This is a genomic window from Formosa sp. S-31 (genome assembly GCF_051172795.1).
In the GTDB taxonomy this organism is placed as follows: Bacteria; Bacteroidota; Bacteroidia; order Flavobacteriales; family Flavobacteriaceae; genus Formosa.
Window position 1 is genome coordinate 608,619 of the sequence record NZ_JAENDK010000002.1, and the last position, 15,855, is coordinate 624,473.

The window sequence follows — 15,855 nt, forward strand, 5'->3', positions numbered from 1 at the left end:
ACTCAAAATGATATTCACACCTTTAAGATACACTATTATTAAACCATAAATTACAAATCTCTTCGAGATGAGAAGCATCCGTTCCACAACAGCCTCCTATTTTGCTCAAGTTTGTAAGCAGGCTTCTTAACTCAGTGTAGTCCTGAGCCAGTTCTTTTTTATCCCCTATATCTAAAGTTTCAGACTCATTGAGTTCTGCGTGACTTTTTTTCGAAGCATTTGCTCTAAGGCCTTTAATTCTGTTCACCCAGGCTTCCTTACTTTTTAAGACACTTTTAAAATGCTCAGGGTGTGCACAATTTATCATAAAGTAAGAGACATAGTTATCTGTTACATCGTCCAGGGTTTCAATGGCCGATTTTAAGGATTGTCCACTTGGTAAATTCCCATCGGTTTCTACCGTATAAGAAATTACTACGGGCATGTTTAGTGACTTGGCAGCATTAACAATACCTATGGCTTCTGCGTTATAATTTATTGTTAGAGCAGAAACCAGATCGGCATTAGTATTTGAAGCAACCTTAATCTGAGATTTATGATATGCTTCGGCTTCTTCTGCAGTCATCATTTTTCCTGGGACATATCCATCTCCCCTTGGCCCGATACAAATACTAATGGGTATTTTAAAATTTTCAGTTTCAAATTCCTGTCTTAACTCTTCAAGAATTCCCATTGCCTCCTCATGAATACTTTGTAAATCATCCAATATATACCCTATTTTAACCATCCAATCCGGGCTAGCTCGATAGGTAGGCGCTTCCAATACAAATCCTTTACAGCGCTTCTTGGCAATACTTAAATAATCGTAATAATAGTTTTTCAGTATTTGTCTGCCTTCTTTATTTTTCAGTAAATCAAAAGCTGAAAATTCGGGTAAATCGATACCTTTATTAAAAATGATATCGGTTTCTATACCTCCATCTGTCATAAATGTTTCTGACAATAATTGTGGTAATTCACTCCTATACTTTAACATAACCCAGCCCTTTTACGATTAAAATCAAAACACTAGTAAACAGTCGTTTAATATTATAAAGTTACTGATTATTACAATAGTATTTTTGATTTCAGCAAAGCACTTATAGATTTCAACAAAGAATCATATTTAAATCCAGATACTTATTGATAGAAAATCATCATTTTGAAGACTAAGCTTTTTTCTGATTTCAGCTTTAACAGGGAGTAAATATGTGTTCCGTTTTGTATCAAACCAAATGGCTGTATCCCAGACTACACCTCCAAGACCTGCTATAATCTTTAGTCTCCCCCAACCTTCTTCCTGCCATTTTAAATGTTCCCGTATTTCTTTTGAAATCGGTTTAGGTAAGGACACAAAATACCAACCTCCTGTGCCATCGTGTTTCCACAATGTACTCTTAAACTCATATTTAATACGCCCTTTCATATTGCACCATGGTAAACCTTACACTATAAAATTCATGGCACAAATACTATGGGGCGTATAAATTAATTGGATAGAACAGTTTAATAAAAACTATAGACTACAAACTAAAAAACTATTTCTCAGCCAACGCTTTTAACTTCTCCAAAGCCTTTGGCCAGGTCGTGTCGAAATAATCCTGATAGTCTTCTGTTATATCGGTTTCCACAGTAACAGTAGTTACTCCGTCATGCTCCTGGAACATATAATTTTCCAGTCCTCCGGCCCATTTTTCAACCTGAGGTCCTTCAGTTATTTCAGTATCACCATCTAAAATGCCATAATGACGAATAGAGACAAAGCGAAACGGTACATTATCTGCAATTTCAGAAACCATGCCCCCCTTTTTACCATTTTCATCAGTGCCTATAAAGTAGATTTTTGTCCCCTTGTCCCAGTTACCTACGTAGGTTGACGTAGGATTGAATTCAGCAGTCCAGGCTTCGTAAGTTTTAATGTTTTCAATACCCAGCATCACATTATAAACCTGTTCCGCTGATGCCTTGATGGCTATTTTGTATTGTAGCTTTTTCATGAGTCATAAATTGTTTCGTATGTTACCTAATATCAATTGTAATTTAGCCAAATATTCCGTTAAGGTTACACTAACGATTAATCATATTACACATACAATTTATATGATTTTTAGAAAACAAAATATACACCTCTGGATATTATAACTCTTAATAATTACTCCAATAAAATATCATAAATCTCATCTGCGATATCTTCGAAAGGATCTGCAATTTTTGGAGTAATGGAAACCCCTAAATTAATCGCCAGAAAAAAATAAGTATCGTTTTCTGTATAATGCCCTAATATGCATCCCGCTCCAATACCACCTCCGGTATGACCTATTTGCTCATGGCCATTAATAAACTCCTGACTAAGTCCCAGTCCGTAACCATCAGGACTATCTGCTTCAGTTTGTACAAAATCAAGCATCTGTTTCATTGTTTCTTCAGACAGAATTTGATTTGTAAGCAATTGTTCCAAAAACAAAATGTAATCCATTGGAGTGGCAATTATGCCATCATCTCCAACTAACGACCCTACATTGATCCTATGCATCTCAGAACAATTTTCAATTTCACCATTACTATATCTATCCCAATACGTGTTTGCTAATTCAGGATAATTCATAAAACCCTGATTGTGATAAAAAGTATTATTAAATCCTTGAGAGGCTAAAATTTCGTTACGAATAAACTGTTTATGATCACCGGTTATCTGATCTGCAATCAATGCTAATAATTCATAATTTGTATTGGTATAGCTTTGTTTTTCACCTGGAGTAAATTTAGGTGATGCCCCTCTTACGAAATCCAAATAATCTGCTGTTGTAAACTCGTGTAACGGATGTTGCAATAAATAAGTTACATAAGCAGGTTTATCATTATATTCTGCTATCCCCGAGGTATGATTTAATAACATTCTAACAGTTGCTTCGTTTGCATTTGCAATATTATTTAGAATAGAAGCTGGTAAGTAATTTGATATTTTTTCATCTAAATCTATTTTATCAGCTTCGTATAACATTAAAATGGCTGTTGCCATATATGTTTTTGCAATACTTTGACCGAACTGCAAATGACAAAGTTCCATAGGAGTGTTTGTTTCTATTTTTGAAAGACCTGAAGTTGATCCCCAAACACCATCTGCATCTTTTAAAACTAACACCACTCCTGGTACTCCCAACCCTACTATACGATTCAGTTTCTCCTGAAGGACTTCACCATTTGGGTGATTAAGATTAATGTTTTCTGCAGTTTCACAACTGTTATGTGATAAATCCATTTCGGACTTAGAACATCCGAAAAAATTAAAAAATAAGATAGTGACTACTACAATTCTAAATTTTAATGAATTCATCCTTTCTATTTTAAAAGTTTAACTCTCAGTCCAATCAAGAAGCTGGTATAAATATTTACTGGTAAGGTGTCGTTATAAAACAAAGCGGGTGCTATTTGATACAACATAAACGGTGATAGTTCTCCTAATGAGCTTGTAAATGAATAACCAAATCCAAAATCAAGTGGAATCCCTAATTGCGATTTTCCACCGACGATATCGTTCCACGTTCCATTCTCGTAGATATAAGCTTGTGTTGGATGAAATACTCTTAGATAGCTTAGCCCTGCTTTTAATTCGCCATAAAATTTGTTATAAATTTTAGGCCGATATACTATCTGAGTACTTAAAAACAAACCATTACCAATGTCCTTGTTTGCATATGCACCTAGGCCAGCCTGCTGTATTAATGTTTCTTTTTGATTATATGATATTTCTGAACCTATAAAGAAGCCCGGATGCGTAAAATTACTTTCTAAATCTTTAAATGGTAGAGCGAAATTCTGAAACTGTATCCCTGCAATAATAGAGTATTTTCGATATTCCTGTTCCAAAACCGATTCTTGTGCAAACACTTTATTATTTAAGAGAAGAACACAACATAAAAATAAAAAAATCATGATGCCTTTTAAACGTAAACTACTATTCATGTTTTTTATAATTACCGGTTTTATCTGGTGTAAAAATATAAACTAATTCTTTAGGTCTTCAAATAGAGATTCCAAAATACTATTAGATTTTATCTTGTAATCCGATTTCGAAATAATATTCTGCATATTCGCTTTACGCTCCTTCGTTAGAGGATGGGAGCTCATAATTTCAGGAACTGCAATTCCTTGAGCTTTATCCAACGCTTCAAATAATTCTACCATCCCATCTGGATTTAATTGGTTATCCATCATAATTTTTAAACCTTGTTCGTCGGCTTCCTGTTCAAACTTTCGCGAATAAGACAGTGCATGAAGTTGCTGAGCATTTTCGGCAACAACAGCCATAATACCGTTAACATCGCTTAGCAACAAAGAAACCATCATATAACCTGCCAGATTCCTGCAAAGCATTTTTGTGGAATGGCGTTTATTAACATGAGAAGCCTCATGCCCAAGTAAAGCAGCCAGTTCATCTGCACTATCCATACAATCTAAAAGCCCTGTAAACACCACTATTTGCCCGTTAGGCAAGGCAAAAGCATTTACTTCCTCTGATTCTACAACAGCAAAGCGCAGTCTCTTGGTGTTTCCCAAGTCAAGTTCTCCAGCAAAATGTTCCAGATAGTCGCTTTTCTCCGCATCTACATCGCTTTCTTCCAGAAAAGTTTCTGTAAACACATCTCCAATTTCATTATCAAAACTGTCTGGTAGCAAGGCTGCTGATCTTTCTGCAACCGGAGGCAATACATAAATATAGACCAATGCAATTACCCCCAGTAAACCAATAGCTAGTGCTATAATTTTAGAAAAGCCAAGACGCAACAAACGTGTATGTACATCTACACGTTTGTTATCTTTCATAGCCATATAAAAAATGCTTGAAAAATAGGTATCTGTTACTGTTACTTTAGCTCCCGAATGCTTATCGTTTCGAATTTCAAGCACATCGCCGTACTGTTCAAATCGTATATCACTTAATTGCCAGATTTGTGCAGCTCCGCCATCTGTTACCAAACGTAAGGCATCCTGACTACCATTAAACGTAAGTGTAGCCTTTTGTATGGCTGACGACTGCCCGTCAAAGTATTTAGCAACTATTGCTTTAGTCATATTAAGCAATATCAATTTCAAAGAAATCCATAGCATCATCGCCAAACGCATTGGTGTACTCCTCTTCGGTCTGATGAATCTTATCAATATCAATAGTACCTTCTAGATTTATACTATTAAAAATAAAGCGTTGTGTACGCATATCGGCCCAGGCCTTTCCAAACCCCAGAGTAAACATGGTAATTAAAAAATTCCCCACTATAAGTCCGAAAAACCCCTCGCCCGTTGCGGTAGAACTGCACTTTATGTATTGATCGCCTTTGGTCATTTTCATATTATTTATATAATAATTAAAAATATCGCGTTGCCACCAGAAACTGTAAATACCAAGTGTAAATAACGACAGGAAATAGCCTTTCAAATTCAGTATAAAATAATCTTCGCCTTTCGCATTGTTAGAAAAAGTCACATCGCCATAACGAATATTCTCGTGTGTATATTTACGTATATTCATTTGTAACCACGCCGCGTAAATACCAAAAGTACATACTGTTAACCCTACCCATTTAAAAAATTCCTTTACAAATTCTTTACGGTCGCCACGATATCCAAAACGAATACCCCGGTGAGAAGTTCTGCTCATGCGGTATCGAAACGAACCATGAATAGCGAACGGAAGGATCGCCAAAATAGCCGAATACAGAAAGAGCACTGCAAGCAAAGGATATTTAAAAAAGGCCAAAAGTACACCATAAGACACCATGATAGCAATGTAAAACAACACTACTTTTATAAAGCCGCGAAACATTTCCTTACCTGTTCCTGCAAAATGAAATCGTTCATTATTTAATGCCGTTTGCCCGTACACATAACGCAGTTTTTTAGCGCGAGCCCAGGGATAATACAAGCCTAAAGTGACAAGAGTTAACAGCCAGTTTACAATCATAATGGTGAAATACTCAGATCCCTTTCCAAAAAATTCAAGTCGATACTGCTGTGGCTGGTTGGTAGTTACCGCAATTGGGTTTTCTATTAATGTGGTTTCCATAATGTAATAAAACATGCATACACGATTGTGGCCACGCCGTGCGCAAACAGGCTTTAAACACACTGATAACTTCCCGTATAGCCATAAGTTATCGGCATTTAAACTGTGTAGGTTAGGTTTAGGTTTTTGGTTTAGTTAAATTTTAATCCGAAATTTTATGTTTACCTAATAGAATCTCTATAACAAACACAAAAAATCATCATGGTGGCTATACTTCGTGCCGTTTGCCAATATATAAAAAAGTTAGCTTTAGATTTAAAAGTTTTCTTACAAATTATATTCTCCATATAAATCACAATCCTCTACAAAATACAAACCACAATAAATCTGGAAATTACAAATAGTATGATAGAAAAAAAACAACTTATAAATCTATGGACACTATGCCGAAATAATATAATTCGTTAAATAGTATAATTGATTAACGATTCACTGCTATTCAATTTTACCACCTATAACTATCCTCGAAAGTAATTCACCACTAAAACCTAACATCTCACACTTACAACTCAATACTCTCGCCGATCTCTAAAAGCATTAAATCTTTATCCTTATCGAAAAACTTACGTTTTGCTTCTTCGTGATCTATTTCTATATAGCCAAAGGTGTCGAAATGATAGCCCAGTACTTTATCGCATGCCACAAAATCACTCGCAATAATAGCATCATCTATACCCATGGTAAAATTATCGCCTATAGGCAAAATGGCAAGATCCAGCTGTAACTGCAACGGGATAAGTTTCATATCAAACGTAAGTGCTGTATCTCCGGCAATGTAAATGTTCTTGTGTTCGCCTTCTATAACAAAACCACCCGGTTGCCCGCCATACGTGCCATCGGCAAAGCCTGAAGAATGTATGGCATTCACATATTTTACGGTACCAAATTCGAAGTCCCACGATCCACCGTGATTCATAGGGTGTCCTTCAATTCCCAGTTTATCGTAATACGACACAATTTCGGCATTGGAAATAACCACTGCATTGGTACGTTTTGCAATAGCTTCCACATCGGCCACATGATCCTGATGGGCATGGGTCACCAGAATATAATCCGCTTTTAAAGTATTGATATCGATATGACCCGCTTTAGGGTTTGGAGAAATAAATGGGTCTACTAAAATAGAAACGTCGTTAACTTCTATGCCGAGACTGGCATGACCGTAAAATGTAATTTTCATCTTGCTGTAATTTAAAATCAAATTACAAAAAAAACTCAGACATATTAAAGAATCTGTCTGAGTTTTTCAATCCCCAAAAATGAAGCTAAATTTAAGCCTACTATTGATAATATATCAACTGGTATAAAGATAATATGCAAAAGACTGAAAATCAACAAAATGAAACAGTTTCATATTACTTTAACACTTTTATCAGGAAATCTATTACAATATGTAGCCAATACCTAAAAGTATCGAAAGGAAAAACGTACTTAAAGCCAGCTTTTTAAGCTCCGGGTCTAAATCTTTTGGGTTATTATTCTTGTAAACCGTTACCAAATGCTTGCTTAAGGGGATAAAAACCACTAAAAACATGAGGTTAAACGGCGAAGTATAATATAAAATGCCAAATAAAAGGATAAGTAACATACTACCTCCTACCAAAACATAATGATATATTTTAGCTTTTTCACTCCCCAGTTTTACAACCAGTGTATTTTTATTGGATTTGGAATCGGACGCTATGTCCCGCATATTATTAAGGTTCAATACGCCAGCACTTAACATACCTATGGCACAGGCAGGTAAAATAGTCAAGTGATGTATCTGTTTCACATAAAGCACATAACTACCAATAACACTTACCAGGCCGAAAAACAGGAACACAAAGACATCTCCCAAACCTCTATAGCCGTAAGCAGAGTTACCTACAGTATATTTTATTGCTGCCATTATACTACCCACGCCAAGAACTAAGAACACCAAGGACAACAAAAAGTTTTCTGCACCAAAAGACACATAAATAAGCGCCAGTGCTAATACAACTGTTATGGCAACATTTATTTTAATCCCCTTTAGCATCTGGGGCGCTGTAATAGCGCCACTTTGCAATGCTCGCGTTGGACCGATGCGATCGTCGTTATCTGTACCTTTAACTCCATCGCCATAATCATTTGCCAAATTAGACAGAATTTGAAGGCTTAAAGTTGTAAGTATGGCCAATGTAAAAATAAGACCATTAAAATAACCATTATAAGCAGCCAGACAGCTCCCTATTATAATTCCGGAAACGGAAAGAGGCAGCGTACGCAAGCGCATGGCCGAAACCCATTTAGAAAAATTTGACATGCTGCTCTATTATGGAATCCACTTTTTCTCGAAGTTAGGCTTACGTTTTTCTAAGAACGCATTACGCCCTTCCTTGGCTTCATCGGTCATATATGCCAAACGTGTTACTTCACCTGCAAAGACTTGTTGCCCTACCATACCATCGTCGGTAAGATTCATGGCAAACTTCAGCATTTTGATAGACGTTGGCGATTTAGCCAGGATTTCCTGAGCCCACTCATACGCTGTATCTTCAAGCTCGTCGTGTGGAATTACGGCATTAACCATACCCATTTCGAAAGCTTCCTGAGCAGAATAATTACGTCCTAAAAAGAAAATTTCACGGGCTTTCTTCTGCCCTACCATTTTGGCCAAATAAGCTGATCCGTAACCGGCATCAAAACTGGTAACATCGGCATCGGTTTGCTTAAAAATGGCGTGTTCTTTACTGGCAAGCGTTAAATCGCACACCACATGTAATGAATGTCCGCCACCTACAGCCCAGCCTGGAACCACTGCAATTACGGCTTTAGGCATAAAACGTATAAGGCGTTGTACTTCTAAAATATTTAAACGGTGATATCCATCCTCCCCAACATAGCCCTGTTTTCCACGAGCGTTCTGATCGCCTCCACTACAGAACGAATAGACACCGTCTTTGGTAGACGGTCCCTCGGCCGATAACAATACTACTCCAATGTTAACATCTTCATTAGCATCGTAAAAGGCATCGTATAATTCGCTGGTAGTTTTTGGTCTGAAAGCGTTGCGTATATTTGGACGGTTAAATGCAATTCGGGCTACCCCGTTACATTTTTTATAGGTAATATCTTCGTATTCTTTGGCTGTTACCCAATTGGCTTTTTCCATTTTTATTATTTTAGCCAAAAATAAATTATTTTAAACAAACCCCTTTAATTAAGAATGAAAAAATATCCCTTTTTCTTGCTGATAGCGGCCTTATCGACCAATGCCTTTTCTCAGGCTTATAAATTTGAAACCCTTACAGATCTTGAAACGACCCCTGTACTAAGTCAGGGTAAAACAGGAACCTGCTGGAGCTTTTCTACCTCGTCGTTTTTAGAAAGTGAAATTATACGTACTACAGGTAAACAAATTGATTTATCTGAAATTTATAACGTAAGACAAACCTACCCGGTTAAAGCATGGAATTACGTAATGCGTCAGGGTAAAGCTCAGTTTAGCGAAGGCGGACTTGCTCACGATGTAATTAACAGTGCTTCTCAATATGGTTTAGTCCCTAACGACGTATACACCGGTCTTAAAAAGAAACAGGACAAACATGACCATTCTGCTATAGTAGGCGATTTAAAAACAGTTTTAGACGCGTATATTAAAAATCCGACCACTTACGACGGAAACTGGCAAAACGATGTTTCAGATATCTTAGACGATGCACTAGGTAAAAATATAAACTCGTTTACTTACGAAGGTGCTACCTATACGCCTCAATCATTCTTAACAATGACAGGTTTACAATTACAAGATTATGTTACGTTAACCTCTTTTACACACAAACCTTATAACAGTAGTTTTATTTTAGATATACCTGATAATTTTTCCAACGGAAGCTTTTATAATATTGAATTAGAGGAACTAGTTGATATTGCTAAAGATGCTCTTAAAAACGGTTATACATTAGAACTGGACTGCGATGTAAGCGAAAAAACATTTTCGTCGAAACACGGGATTGCTGTTATGCCTAAAGATGCAAAAGATTACGAGTCGGCTTTAACCAAAATTGAAAAGGAAGTAAAAGTAACTCCTGAATACCGTCAGCAGGAATTTGAAAACTTTAATACTACAGACGACCATTTAATGCATATTGTAGGATTGGTGAAAGACCAGAAAGGGAACACCTATTTTAAAGTAAAAAACTCCTGGGGAGGCAACTCAGACCGCGTAGCGAATGACGGTTATATTTATATGAGTGAAGCCTACTTTAAACTAAAAACCATTTCTATAATGGTGCATAAAAATGCGATACCAAGAAGCATTAAAAAAGATTTAAACTTCTAGTCCATATACAAACTTATAAAAAAAGCGTCCTTTAATTTTAGGACGCTTTTTTTTTACACTACTCTACCAGAAATGCCTCTAAAACAGGTAAAGCTTTATTATTAAAATCAAAAATTGCTTGATTTTCCCACGGCGAACCATCTGTAGCTTCATCTCCTTTCCAGGCAATAAGTTCGGCACCCCAATAGCAGAAACCAATACCTCGTTCTACATCTTTTGCAATGGTTTTAATTTTATTTACAAAATCTAACTGCCCTTCTGGAGTGGCCGGATAAGTTGTAATTAACTGATTGTCTTGACCAACAATATTATTGGTCCAATCGTTCCAGTCTAAAGTAAACGGATAAGCTGTTTCAGCAATTACGATGTCTTTATCGTATTTAGAACTTAAACTCGCCATCGTATTTTGTAAAGTTGTTAAACTTTTGCCGTGCCAGATTGGGTAATACGACAGTCCGATAATATCATAATCTAAATCATTTACCTGACCGAAAAACCAATCGGCATGTTCTAATCCAGCAAAATGAAATATAATTTTAGATTCAGAAGAATAGTTTCTAACAGAAGTAATGGCGGTTTCCATCAAGCTTTTAAACTGCGTATAATTGGTGTTGATATCTCCCTGTGGCAATAAAAACCCGAGATTAATTTCGTTACCTATTTGAATGTATTCCGGTTGAAGTTCTTGAACTATCATTTTCGTATAAATCCCCACTTCTTCCTTTAATTCTGAAAACGAAAGTCCTTGCCAGGATTCAGGAATATTTTGATGCTCGGGGTCTGCCCAATTATCGGAATAATGAACAGACAACCAGATTTTAAAACCTGCAGTTCTTAATTGTGTAGCAAACGTTTTTACCTCATCAAATCCAGAATGCTTGCTTAGAGGGTTTACCCAAAGACGTAACCTAACCGTATTTACGCCATTACTTTTTAACTGTGTGATAAAACCAACCGTATTGCCATAGGCATCGTAAAATGTAGGATTGGAGGTTTCTATTTCCGGCCAACTGGAAATATCTACGGCCGAAATATATTCATGATACTCAGGAGTCTCAATGGAACCATTTCCATCATCCGTCGAATTACAGGATGTAAAAACGAAGCAACATATTGTAAAATATATAAAGTGTTTTAAGTTCATAGTTTGGTTAGATTTTCTATTAAAGCTAATATTACAATTTAACCAAATAGTAAGAAATATAAATCGTGATTTTTTATTATCTTAGATATAACCAAGGAAACACTACAATGCCTGTAAAACACGACATATTTGGATTACTAATCTTCGCTCTTTTATTGTTATTAAACTGCAGTAACGACGAAGTTGAAGGCGGAATAGATTGCCAGTTAGAGCAAAGTCATTTTCAGTTAAACCACAGTATAAATACTAAAAACATCAGACTGGTATCCTTCGATTTAAATTATAGAGGAGAATATCTTTATAAAGGTATTTCGCGCTGGGATTTTGGAGATGGTACCATTCAAGACATCACTTCCAAAACTTTAAGTCATACTTTCAGTACTCCAGGCACCTATACCATTACAGTAAGACCCAGCCTGGAAAATGAAACGATGTATTGCGAGCCGTTACTTACTACTACATTGATTATTAAATAAGCTAAGACATAAGGTAAATACCGTCTTCTTTAATTTCAATCAGGCGTTGTTTATACAAGGTTCCTACTGCTTTTTTAAAGTTCTTTTTACTCATATGCAAAACTTCTCGAATCTGTTCCGGGTCCGACTTATCTGTTAAATTTAAGTAACCACTGTTATCCTCCAGTTCGGCCATAATGACATCAGCATTCGGTTCAATGCTGCGGTAACCGATTTGCCCCAGACTAATATCTAATTTATTATCAGGACGAACCTTTTTAACAATACCTTTCATTTTATCGCCTACGTTTAAGTCTTTAAAGATGTCATCTTTAAAAATTAAACCGGTATGTTGCTTATTCACAATAACATTCATACCAAAATCTGACGGGTGAGATATAATAATATCTACCTCATCAAACTGCTTTACCGTAAGGTTTTTATTGCTTAAAAAATGATTGGTTTTACTCGATGCCACCAAACGATTCGTTTTCTCATCTTCGTAGCAATACACTAAATACCAGCCACCTTTTTTCATTTTAAAGGCCTGTTCCTTAAACGGGCAAAACAATTCTTTTACAAGTCCCCAATCTAAAAACGCACCATACTCATTGGTTTGATTGCAACGCAATAGCGCAAAATCGCCCTTTTTAATATAAGGCTTATCTGTTGTGGCTATAATACGTTCTTCATTATCTAAATACACGAACACCTCTATACCTTCACCAATTTCAAAATGAGCAGGCACATAGCGGTTTGGAAGTAGAACTTCGTTGTTTTCATCATCACCCAAAAATAATCCCGGGTCGGTATCGCGTAAAATGGTTAGCGTATTATATTCTCCTAAGTGTATCATGTGGCAAAGATAATGCTATTATTGCTTTAAATTAAAATTGCTTACGTCCTTATTTTCTGTTTCTGTATTCTGCCTATCTCAATGCTTTAAAATAGTCTAAAATTACAGTATCGTTTACTGTTGAAGGCGTGAAAATTTCCAGTAATTTAGGTTGTGCTCCTTTATTGAAAAAAGATTCTAATGCCTCCTGAAGCGAAACCTCATCTGAAACCGCCTGGTAACTGAATTTATACATTTCGGCCAGCTGCTTACAGCTTAATTCGTGTTTAGTCTCAAAGAAATAATCGAAATTCTCGGTGTTTTTGTGCCCTGGTAATATTCTGAAAATTCCGCCTCCTGAATTATTGATAACAATAACCCTGAAGTTATCAGGTATATAATTATTCCACAAACCATTGCTATCATATAAAAAACTCAAATCACCCGAAATTAACGTCGTCGGCTTGCTGTTTACCGCTGCACAACCTATCGCTGTAGAAGTGCTTCCATCGATTCCACTGGTGCCGCGATTACAAAATACTGCGATTGACGGATCCAGATTAAACAACTGGGTATAGCGAATTGTGGCACTATTACTAAGCTGTAACACAGAATCCTTAGGTAAAGCCGGCAAAATGGTAGCAAACACTTTTAAATCGGAATACGGAATACTTTTTAATACTGCCTCATGTGCCGTGGTTCTTAATGCTTTTATATACGTCCAGGTAGGTTTATAAGGGCTTTCTACCGTAGTAATAGACTTAGTAAACTGCTTTAAAAACTGATTTGGAGTTGTTTTAATATGTTTATTCAAACAGAAAAACGTATCGTTAGCAGGTTCTGTACCAATATGCCAGTGTTGCTTGGGTTTGTACTTACGTAAAAACGCTTTAATACGTTTAGACACAATTAAACCTCCGAACGTTAAAAGAATTTCCGGCTGCAGCTTTTCAAATTCTTCTTCGTTTAAAGGTGTAATGATTTTATCGATATTCGGAAAGAATGTCTCATGGTGAATATTCGAGGTCGTTTCTGTAAATACAATAACGCTTTCATCTTCGGCTAGACAATTCAGGTACTCCTGCTCTACCTCGTTAGGTCCGTTAACTCCCACCAGAATAAGTTTACGTTCTGCCGCATTCCAGTCGTCTGCACAAAATTCAAGTGTTTCCAGATCTACTTCCAGATTCATTGATTCAGGTTCAGTCACCTTTGGGTCTACACTTAAGCTTTCCACGCAATTATACAAAGGTTCATCCAACGGGATATTGATATGTACCGGCCCATTACTAACCAATACTGTATTTAAAGCCGTATTAATTTCAGCTTCATTAAAATCCTGAGTACTTTTCTGAAAATGAAATACCTGGTCTAATTTGTCTTCGATGGTTTTAAATACCGGAAGTGCTTCTGAAGCCAGATGCCAGTGTTCTTCCTTAACATCGAGTTTCAGGTTAGCCGAATACAGGATATGGTTTTTAAACACATCGGGCTGATTAATCGTTTGTCCGTCACCAATTCCTACCCTATGCGCAGGTCGATCTGCCGATAATACCACTAGTGGAATATTGCTGTAATACGCTTCTGCAACAGCCGGATAATAATTTAACAAGGCACTCCCCGAAGTACAAACCACAGCTACGGGCTCTTTAAGCTGCTGTGCCATACCTAAAGCAAAAAATGCAGCGCAACGCTCGTCTACAATGCTGTAGGATTTAAAAAAGGGATCGTGGGTAAAGCCTATAGTTAAAGGCGCATTTCGGCTCCCGGGAGAAATAACAATGTGTTTTAAGTTTTTAGCTTTACAAAGCTGAATCACTGTTTGTGCGAGTGGAATCGCAGAATATATCATGGAAAATAAGTCTAAAATATGAGGTGTAAAATTAAGGATTCCTGAACTTAAATTGCAAGAAATCCCACTTTACTTGTATTTCTTTAATTTTTTCATAAATTTCCCAAATACAGGCAGAAGTTTTTTAAAGATTTTATGGTCTCTGTTTTTTACCATCACTTCACTAAACAGTTTTAAACCTAAAGCAAATTCTGTTGCCTCTTTGTCACTTTTAAAAATGTTTTTAGACTTCATCTTTTTTATAATTTCAAAGATTTCGTCATGATTTTCAAATTCAAAACTCAAAGGTTCTGAGGTTTTCAGATCCTTATCATGTAAATCTACCTGCTCTAATGTAAGCTTATATGTATTAACTTTCTTTGTCATAATTTTCATAAAGAGATAAAAGTCCTATTAATATAGGACTTTTAATTTTGTTCACAATAACAACTTAGGCATTACCATAAATATTCGATTCCCCGCCATCTATTGCTATAACCTGTCCGTTTACATATTGACAGTCTTCACTTAATAAAAAGGCCACCAAACTGGCTACTTCCTCTGGTTTACCAAGGCGTTTGGTAGGATTTCTTTGGGCAAATTCTGCCTCGGCTGCTTTGGGATCTTCCGGATTTACCTGTTTAAAAGCTTCGGCCACCATAGGCGTTAAAATTGCACCTGGCGCAATAGCATTGGTATAAACACCATCTCGGGCATACTCTAAAGCCGCATTCTTGGTCATTCCGGCTACAGCATGTTTCGTGGCCACATAAGGAGTTTGATTTAATACGCCACGAATACCACCAACCGAGGCTACATTTACTATTCGTCCACTACCTTGCTTCTGCATCTCCGGAATAACATAACGCATGCCGTAATACACTCCTAATAAATTAATATCAACTACTTTCTTAAAAACGTCTATTTCATAATTCGTTAAAGGCGCTTGTCGACCTTCGATTCCGGCATTATTATAAAAGCCATCTATTTTCCCAAACGCATTTAAAGCTTCTGCGACATACCTTTTAACATCTTCCTCTTTGGACACGTCTGCTTTTACCGTTTTTAGTTTTACTTCCGGAGAAGTCGCCAAAATCTCTTCTGCTGCTTTACCTAAAGCCTCTTCATTATAATCTACTAAAGTAAGATTAGCATTTTTAACTGCTAAATACTTTGCTGTTGCTAAACCAAGTCCCATAGCTGCTCCTGTAATTACTATGGATTTATCTTTAAATGTATTCATA

The 15,855-nt window shown here is 36.5% G+C and carries 17 protein-coding genes; 2 read left to right on the forward strand and 15 right to left on the reverse strand.

What is annotated here, in order from left to right; genetic code table 11:
• Positions 1-22: 22 nt before the first annotated feature.
• The 10 genes from I3217_RS02980 to I3217_RS03025 all read right to left on the reverse strand — a co-directional run bounded on the left by I3217_RS02980 (position 23) and on the right by I3217_RS03025 (position 9,176).
• A complete protein-coding gene (locus I3217_RS02980) occupies positions 23-976 on the reverse strand; it encodes a homocysteine S-methyltransferase family protein (RefSeq protein ID WP_435048242.1) in 954 nt (317 codons plus the stop codon).
• A 129-nt stretch (positions 977-1,105) separates the two neighbouring features.
• A complete protein-coding gene (locus I3217_RS02985; protein ID WP_435048243.1) occupies positions 1,106-1,405 on the reverse strand; it encodes a DUF1905 domain-containing protein in 300 nt (99 codons plus the stop codon).
• A 112-nt stretch (positions 1,406-1,517) separates the two neighbouring features.
• Positions 1,518-1,976 carry an SRPBCC domain-containing protein gene (locus tag I3217_RS02990; protein ID WP_435048244.1) on the reverse strand — a complete coding sequence of 153 codons (459 nt, stop codon included), beginning with the start codon at positions 1,974-1,976 and terminating at the stop codon, positions 1,518-1,520.
• Positions 1,977-2,131: 155 nt separating this feature from the next.
• Complete coding sequence (locus tag I3217_RS02995; RefSeq protein WP_435048245.1) at positions 2,132-3,313, reverse strand: serine hydrolase domain-containing protein; 1,182 nt, start codon at positions 3,311-3,313, stop codon at positions 2,132-2,134.
• Positions 3,314-3,318: 5 nt separating this feature from the next.
• Entirely contained in the window at positions 3,319-3,942 is a 624-nt protein-coding gene (locus tag I3217_RS03000; RefSeq protein ID WP_435048246.1) for a hypothetical protein, read from the reverse strand.
• Between the two features lie 42 nt (positions 3,943-3,984).
• A complete protein-coding gene (locus tag I3217_RS03005; RefSeq protein ID WP_435048247.1) occupies positions 3,985-5,052 on the reverse strand; it encodes a M48 family metallopeptidase in 1,068 nt (355 codons plus the stop codon).
• 1 nt (position 5,053) lies between these two features.
• The gene (locus I3217_RS03010; protein ID WP_435048248.1) at positions 5,054-6,040 is read right to left on the reverse strand and encodes a YjgN family protein; all 987 of its coding nucleotides are present in this window, start codon (positions 6,038-6,040) and stop codon (positions 5,054-5,056) included.
• 502 nt (positions 6,041-6,542) lie between these two features.
• A complete protein-coding gene (locus I3217_RS03015) occupies positions 6,543-7,220 on the reverse strand; it encodes a metal-dependent hydrolase (protein ID WP_435048249.1) in 678 nt (225 codons plus the stop codon).
• A 204-nt stretch (positions 7,221-7,424) separates the two neighbouring features.
• Positions 7,425-8,327 (reverse strand): 1,4-dihydroxy-2-naphthoate octaprenyltransferase, encoded by a 903-nt coding sequence (gene menA, locus I3217_RS03020; protein ID WP_435048250.1) that lies wholly within the window; start codon positions 8,325-8,327, stop codon positions 7,425-7,427.
• A gap of 9 nt (positions 8,328-8,336) precedes the next feature.
• Complete coding sequence (locus I3217_RS03025) at positions 8,337-9,176, reverse strand: 1,4-dihydroxy-2-naphthoyl-CoA synthase (protein WP_435048251.1); 840 nt, start codon at positions 9,174-9,176, stop codon at positions 8,337-8,339.
• Positions 9,177-9,230: 54 nt separating this feature from the next.
• Here I3217_RS03025 and I3217_RS03030 point away from each other — a divergent pair, with 54 nt between their 5' ends.
• Positions 9,231-10,346, forward strand: a complete 1,116-nt coding sequence (locus tag I3217_RS03030) for a C1 family peptidase (protein ID WP_435048252.1) — start codon at positions 9,231-9,233, stop codon at positions 10,344-10,346.
• Between the two features lie 58 nt (positions 10,347-10,404).
• On the opposite strand, the gene I3217_RS03035 is transcribed toward I3217_RS03030, so the two are convergent.
• On the reverse strand, positions 10,405-11,490 hold the full coding sequence (locus I3217_RS03035) for a glycoside hydrolase family 53 protein (protein ID WP_435048253.1): 1,086 nt from the start codon (positions 11,488-11,490) through the stop codon (positions 10,405-10,407).
• 107 nt (positions 11,491-11,597) lie between these two features.
• Here I3217_RS03035 and I3217_RS03040 point away from each other — a divergent pair, with 107 nt between their 5' ends.
• The gene (locus I3217_RS03040; RefSeq protein WP_435048254.1) at positions 11,598-11,966 is read left to right on the forward strand and encodes a PKD domain-containing protein; all 369 of its coding nucleotides are present in this window, start codon (positions 11,598-11,600) and stop codon (positions 11,964-11,966) included.
• A gap of 1 nt (position 11,967) precedes the next feature.
• Here the strand turns inward: I3217_RS03040 and I3217_RS03045 are convergent, their stop codons facing one another.
• The 4 genes from I3217_RS03045 to I3217_RS03060 form a co-directional block, all read right to left on the reverse strand.
• Positions 11,968-12,801: a CvfB family protein gene (locus I3217_RS03045; protein ID WP_435048255.1), complete on the reverse strand. Its 834-nt coding sequence runs from the start codon at positions 12,799-12,801 to the stop codon at positions 11,968-11,970.
• 73 nt (positions 12,802-12,874) lie between these two features.
• Positions 12,875-14,632, reverse strand: a complete 1,758-nt coding sequence (gene menD / locus I3217_RS03050; protein ID WP_435048256.1) for a 2-succinyl-5-enolpyruvyl-6-hydroxy-3-cyclohexene-1-carboxylic-acid synthase — start codon at positions 14,630-14,632, stop codon at positions 12,875-12,877.
• Between the two features lie 69 nt (positions 14,633-14,701).
• On the reverse strand, positions 14,702-14,998 hold the full coding sequence (locus I3217_RS03055; RefSeq protein WP_435048257.1) for a DUF3861 domain-containing protein: 297 nt from the start codon (positions 14,996-14,998) through the stop codon (positions 14,702-14,704).
• A gap of 64 nt (positions 14,999-15,062) precedes the next feature.
• The gene (locus I3217_RS03060; RefSeq protein ID WP_435048258.1) at positions 15,063-15,854 is read right to left on the reverse strand and encodes a glucose 1-dehydrogenase; all 792 of its coding nucleotides are present in this window, start codon (positions 15,852-15,854) and stop codon (positions 15,063-15,065) included.
• Position 15,855: the final 1 nt, after the last annotated feature.

Excerpts from the sequence above, each read along its gene's own strand:
- I3217_RS03005 (WP_435048247.1), bottom strand. The coding sequence starts at position 5,052 with ATGACTAAAGCAATAGTTGCTAAATACTTTGACGGGCAGTCGTCAGCC.
- I3217_RS03000 (WP_435048246.1), bottom strand. The coding sequence starts at position 3,942 with ATGAATAGTAGTTTACGTTTAAAAGGCATCATGATTTTTTTATTTTTA.
- I3217_RS02980 (WP_435048242.1), bottom strand. The coding sequence starts at position 976 with ATGTTAAAGTATAGGAGTGAATTACCACAATTATTGTCAGAAACATTT.
- I3217_RS03045 (WP_435048255.1), bottom strand. The coding sequence starts at position 12,801 with ATGATACACTTAGGAGAATATAATACGCTAACCATTTTACGCGATACC.
- I3217_RS03055 (WP_435048257.1), bottom strand. The coding sequence starts at position 14,998 with ATGACAAAGAAAGTTAATACATATAAGCTTACATTAGAGCAGGTAGAT.
- I3217_RS03015 (WP_435048249.1), bottom strand. The coding sequence starts at position 7,220 with ATGAAAATTACATTTTACGGTCATGCCAGTCTCGGCATAGAAGTTAAC.
- I3217_RS02995 (WP_435048245.1), bottom strand. The coding sequence starts at position 3,313 with ATGAATTCATTAAAATTTAGAATTGTAGTAGTCACTATCTTATTTTTT.
- menD (WP_435048256.1), bottom strand. The coding sequence starts at position 14,632 with ATGATATATTCTGCGATTCCACTCGCACAAACAGTGATTCAGCTTTGT.
- I3217_RS03025 (WP_435048251.1), bottom strand. The coding sequence starts at position 9,176 with ATGGAAAAAGCCAATTGGGTAACAGCCAAAGAATACGAAGATATTACC.
- I3217_RS03040 (WP_435048254.1), top strand. The coding sequence starts at position 11,598 with ATGCCTGTAAAACACGACATATTTGGATTACTAATCTTCGCTCTTTTA.
- I3217_RS03030 (WP_435048252.1), top strand. The coding sequence starts at position 9,231 with ATGAAAAAATATCCCTTTTTCTTGCTGATAGCGGCCTTATCGACCAAT.
- menA (WP_435048250.1), bottom strand. The coding sequence starts at position 8,327 with ATGTCAAATTTTTCTAAATGGGTTTCGGCCATGCGCTTGCGTACGCTG.
- I3217_RS03010 (WP_435048248.1), bottom strand. The coding sequence starts at position 6,040 with ATGGAAACCACATTAATAGAAAACCCAATTGCGGTAACTACCAACCAG.
- I3217_RS03060 (WP_435048258.1), bottom strand. The coding sequence starts at position 15,854 with ATGAATACATTTAAAGATAAATCCATAGTAATTACAGGAGCAGCTATG.
- I3217_RS02985 (WP_435048243.1), bottom strand. The coding sequence starts at position 1,405 with ATGAAAGGGCGTATTAAATATGAGTTTAAGAGTACATTGTGGAAACAC.
- I3217_RS03035 (WP_435048253.1), bottom strand. The coding sequence starts at position 11,490 with ATGAACTTAAAACACTTTATATATTTTACAATATGTTGCTTCGTTTTT.
- I3217_RS02990 (WP_435048244.1), bottom strand. The coding sequence starts at position 1,976 with ATGAAAAAGCTACAATACAAAATAGCCATCAAGGCATCAGCGGAACAG.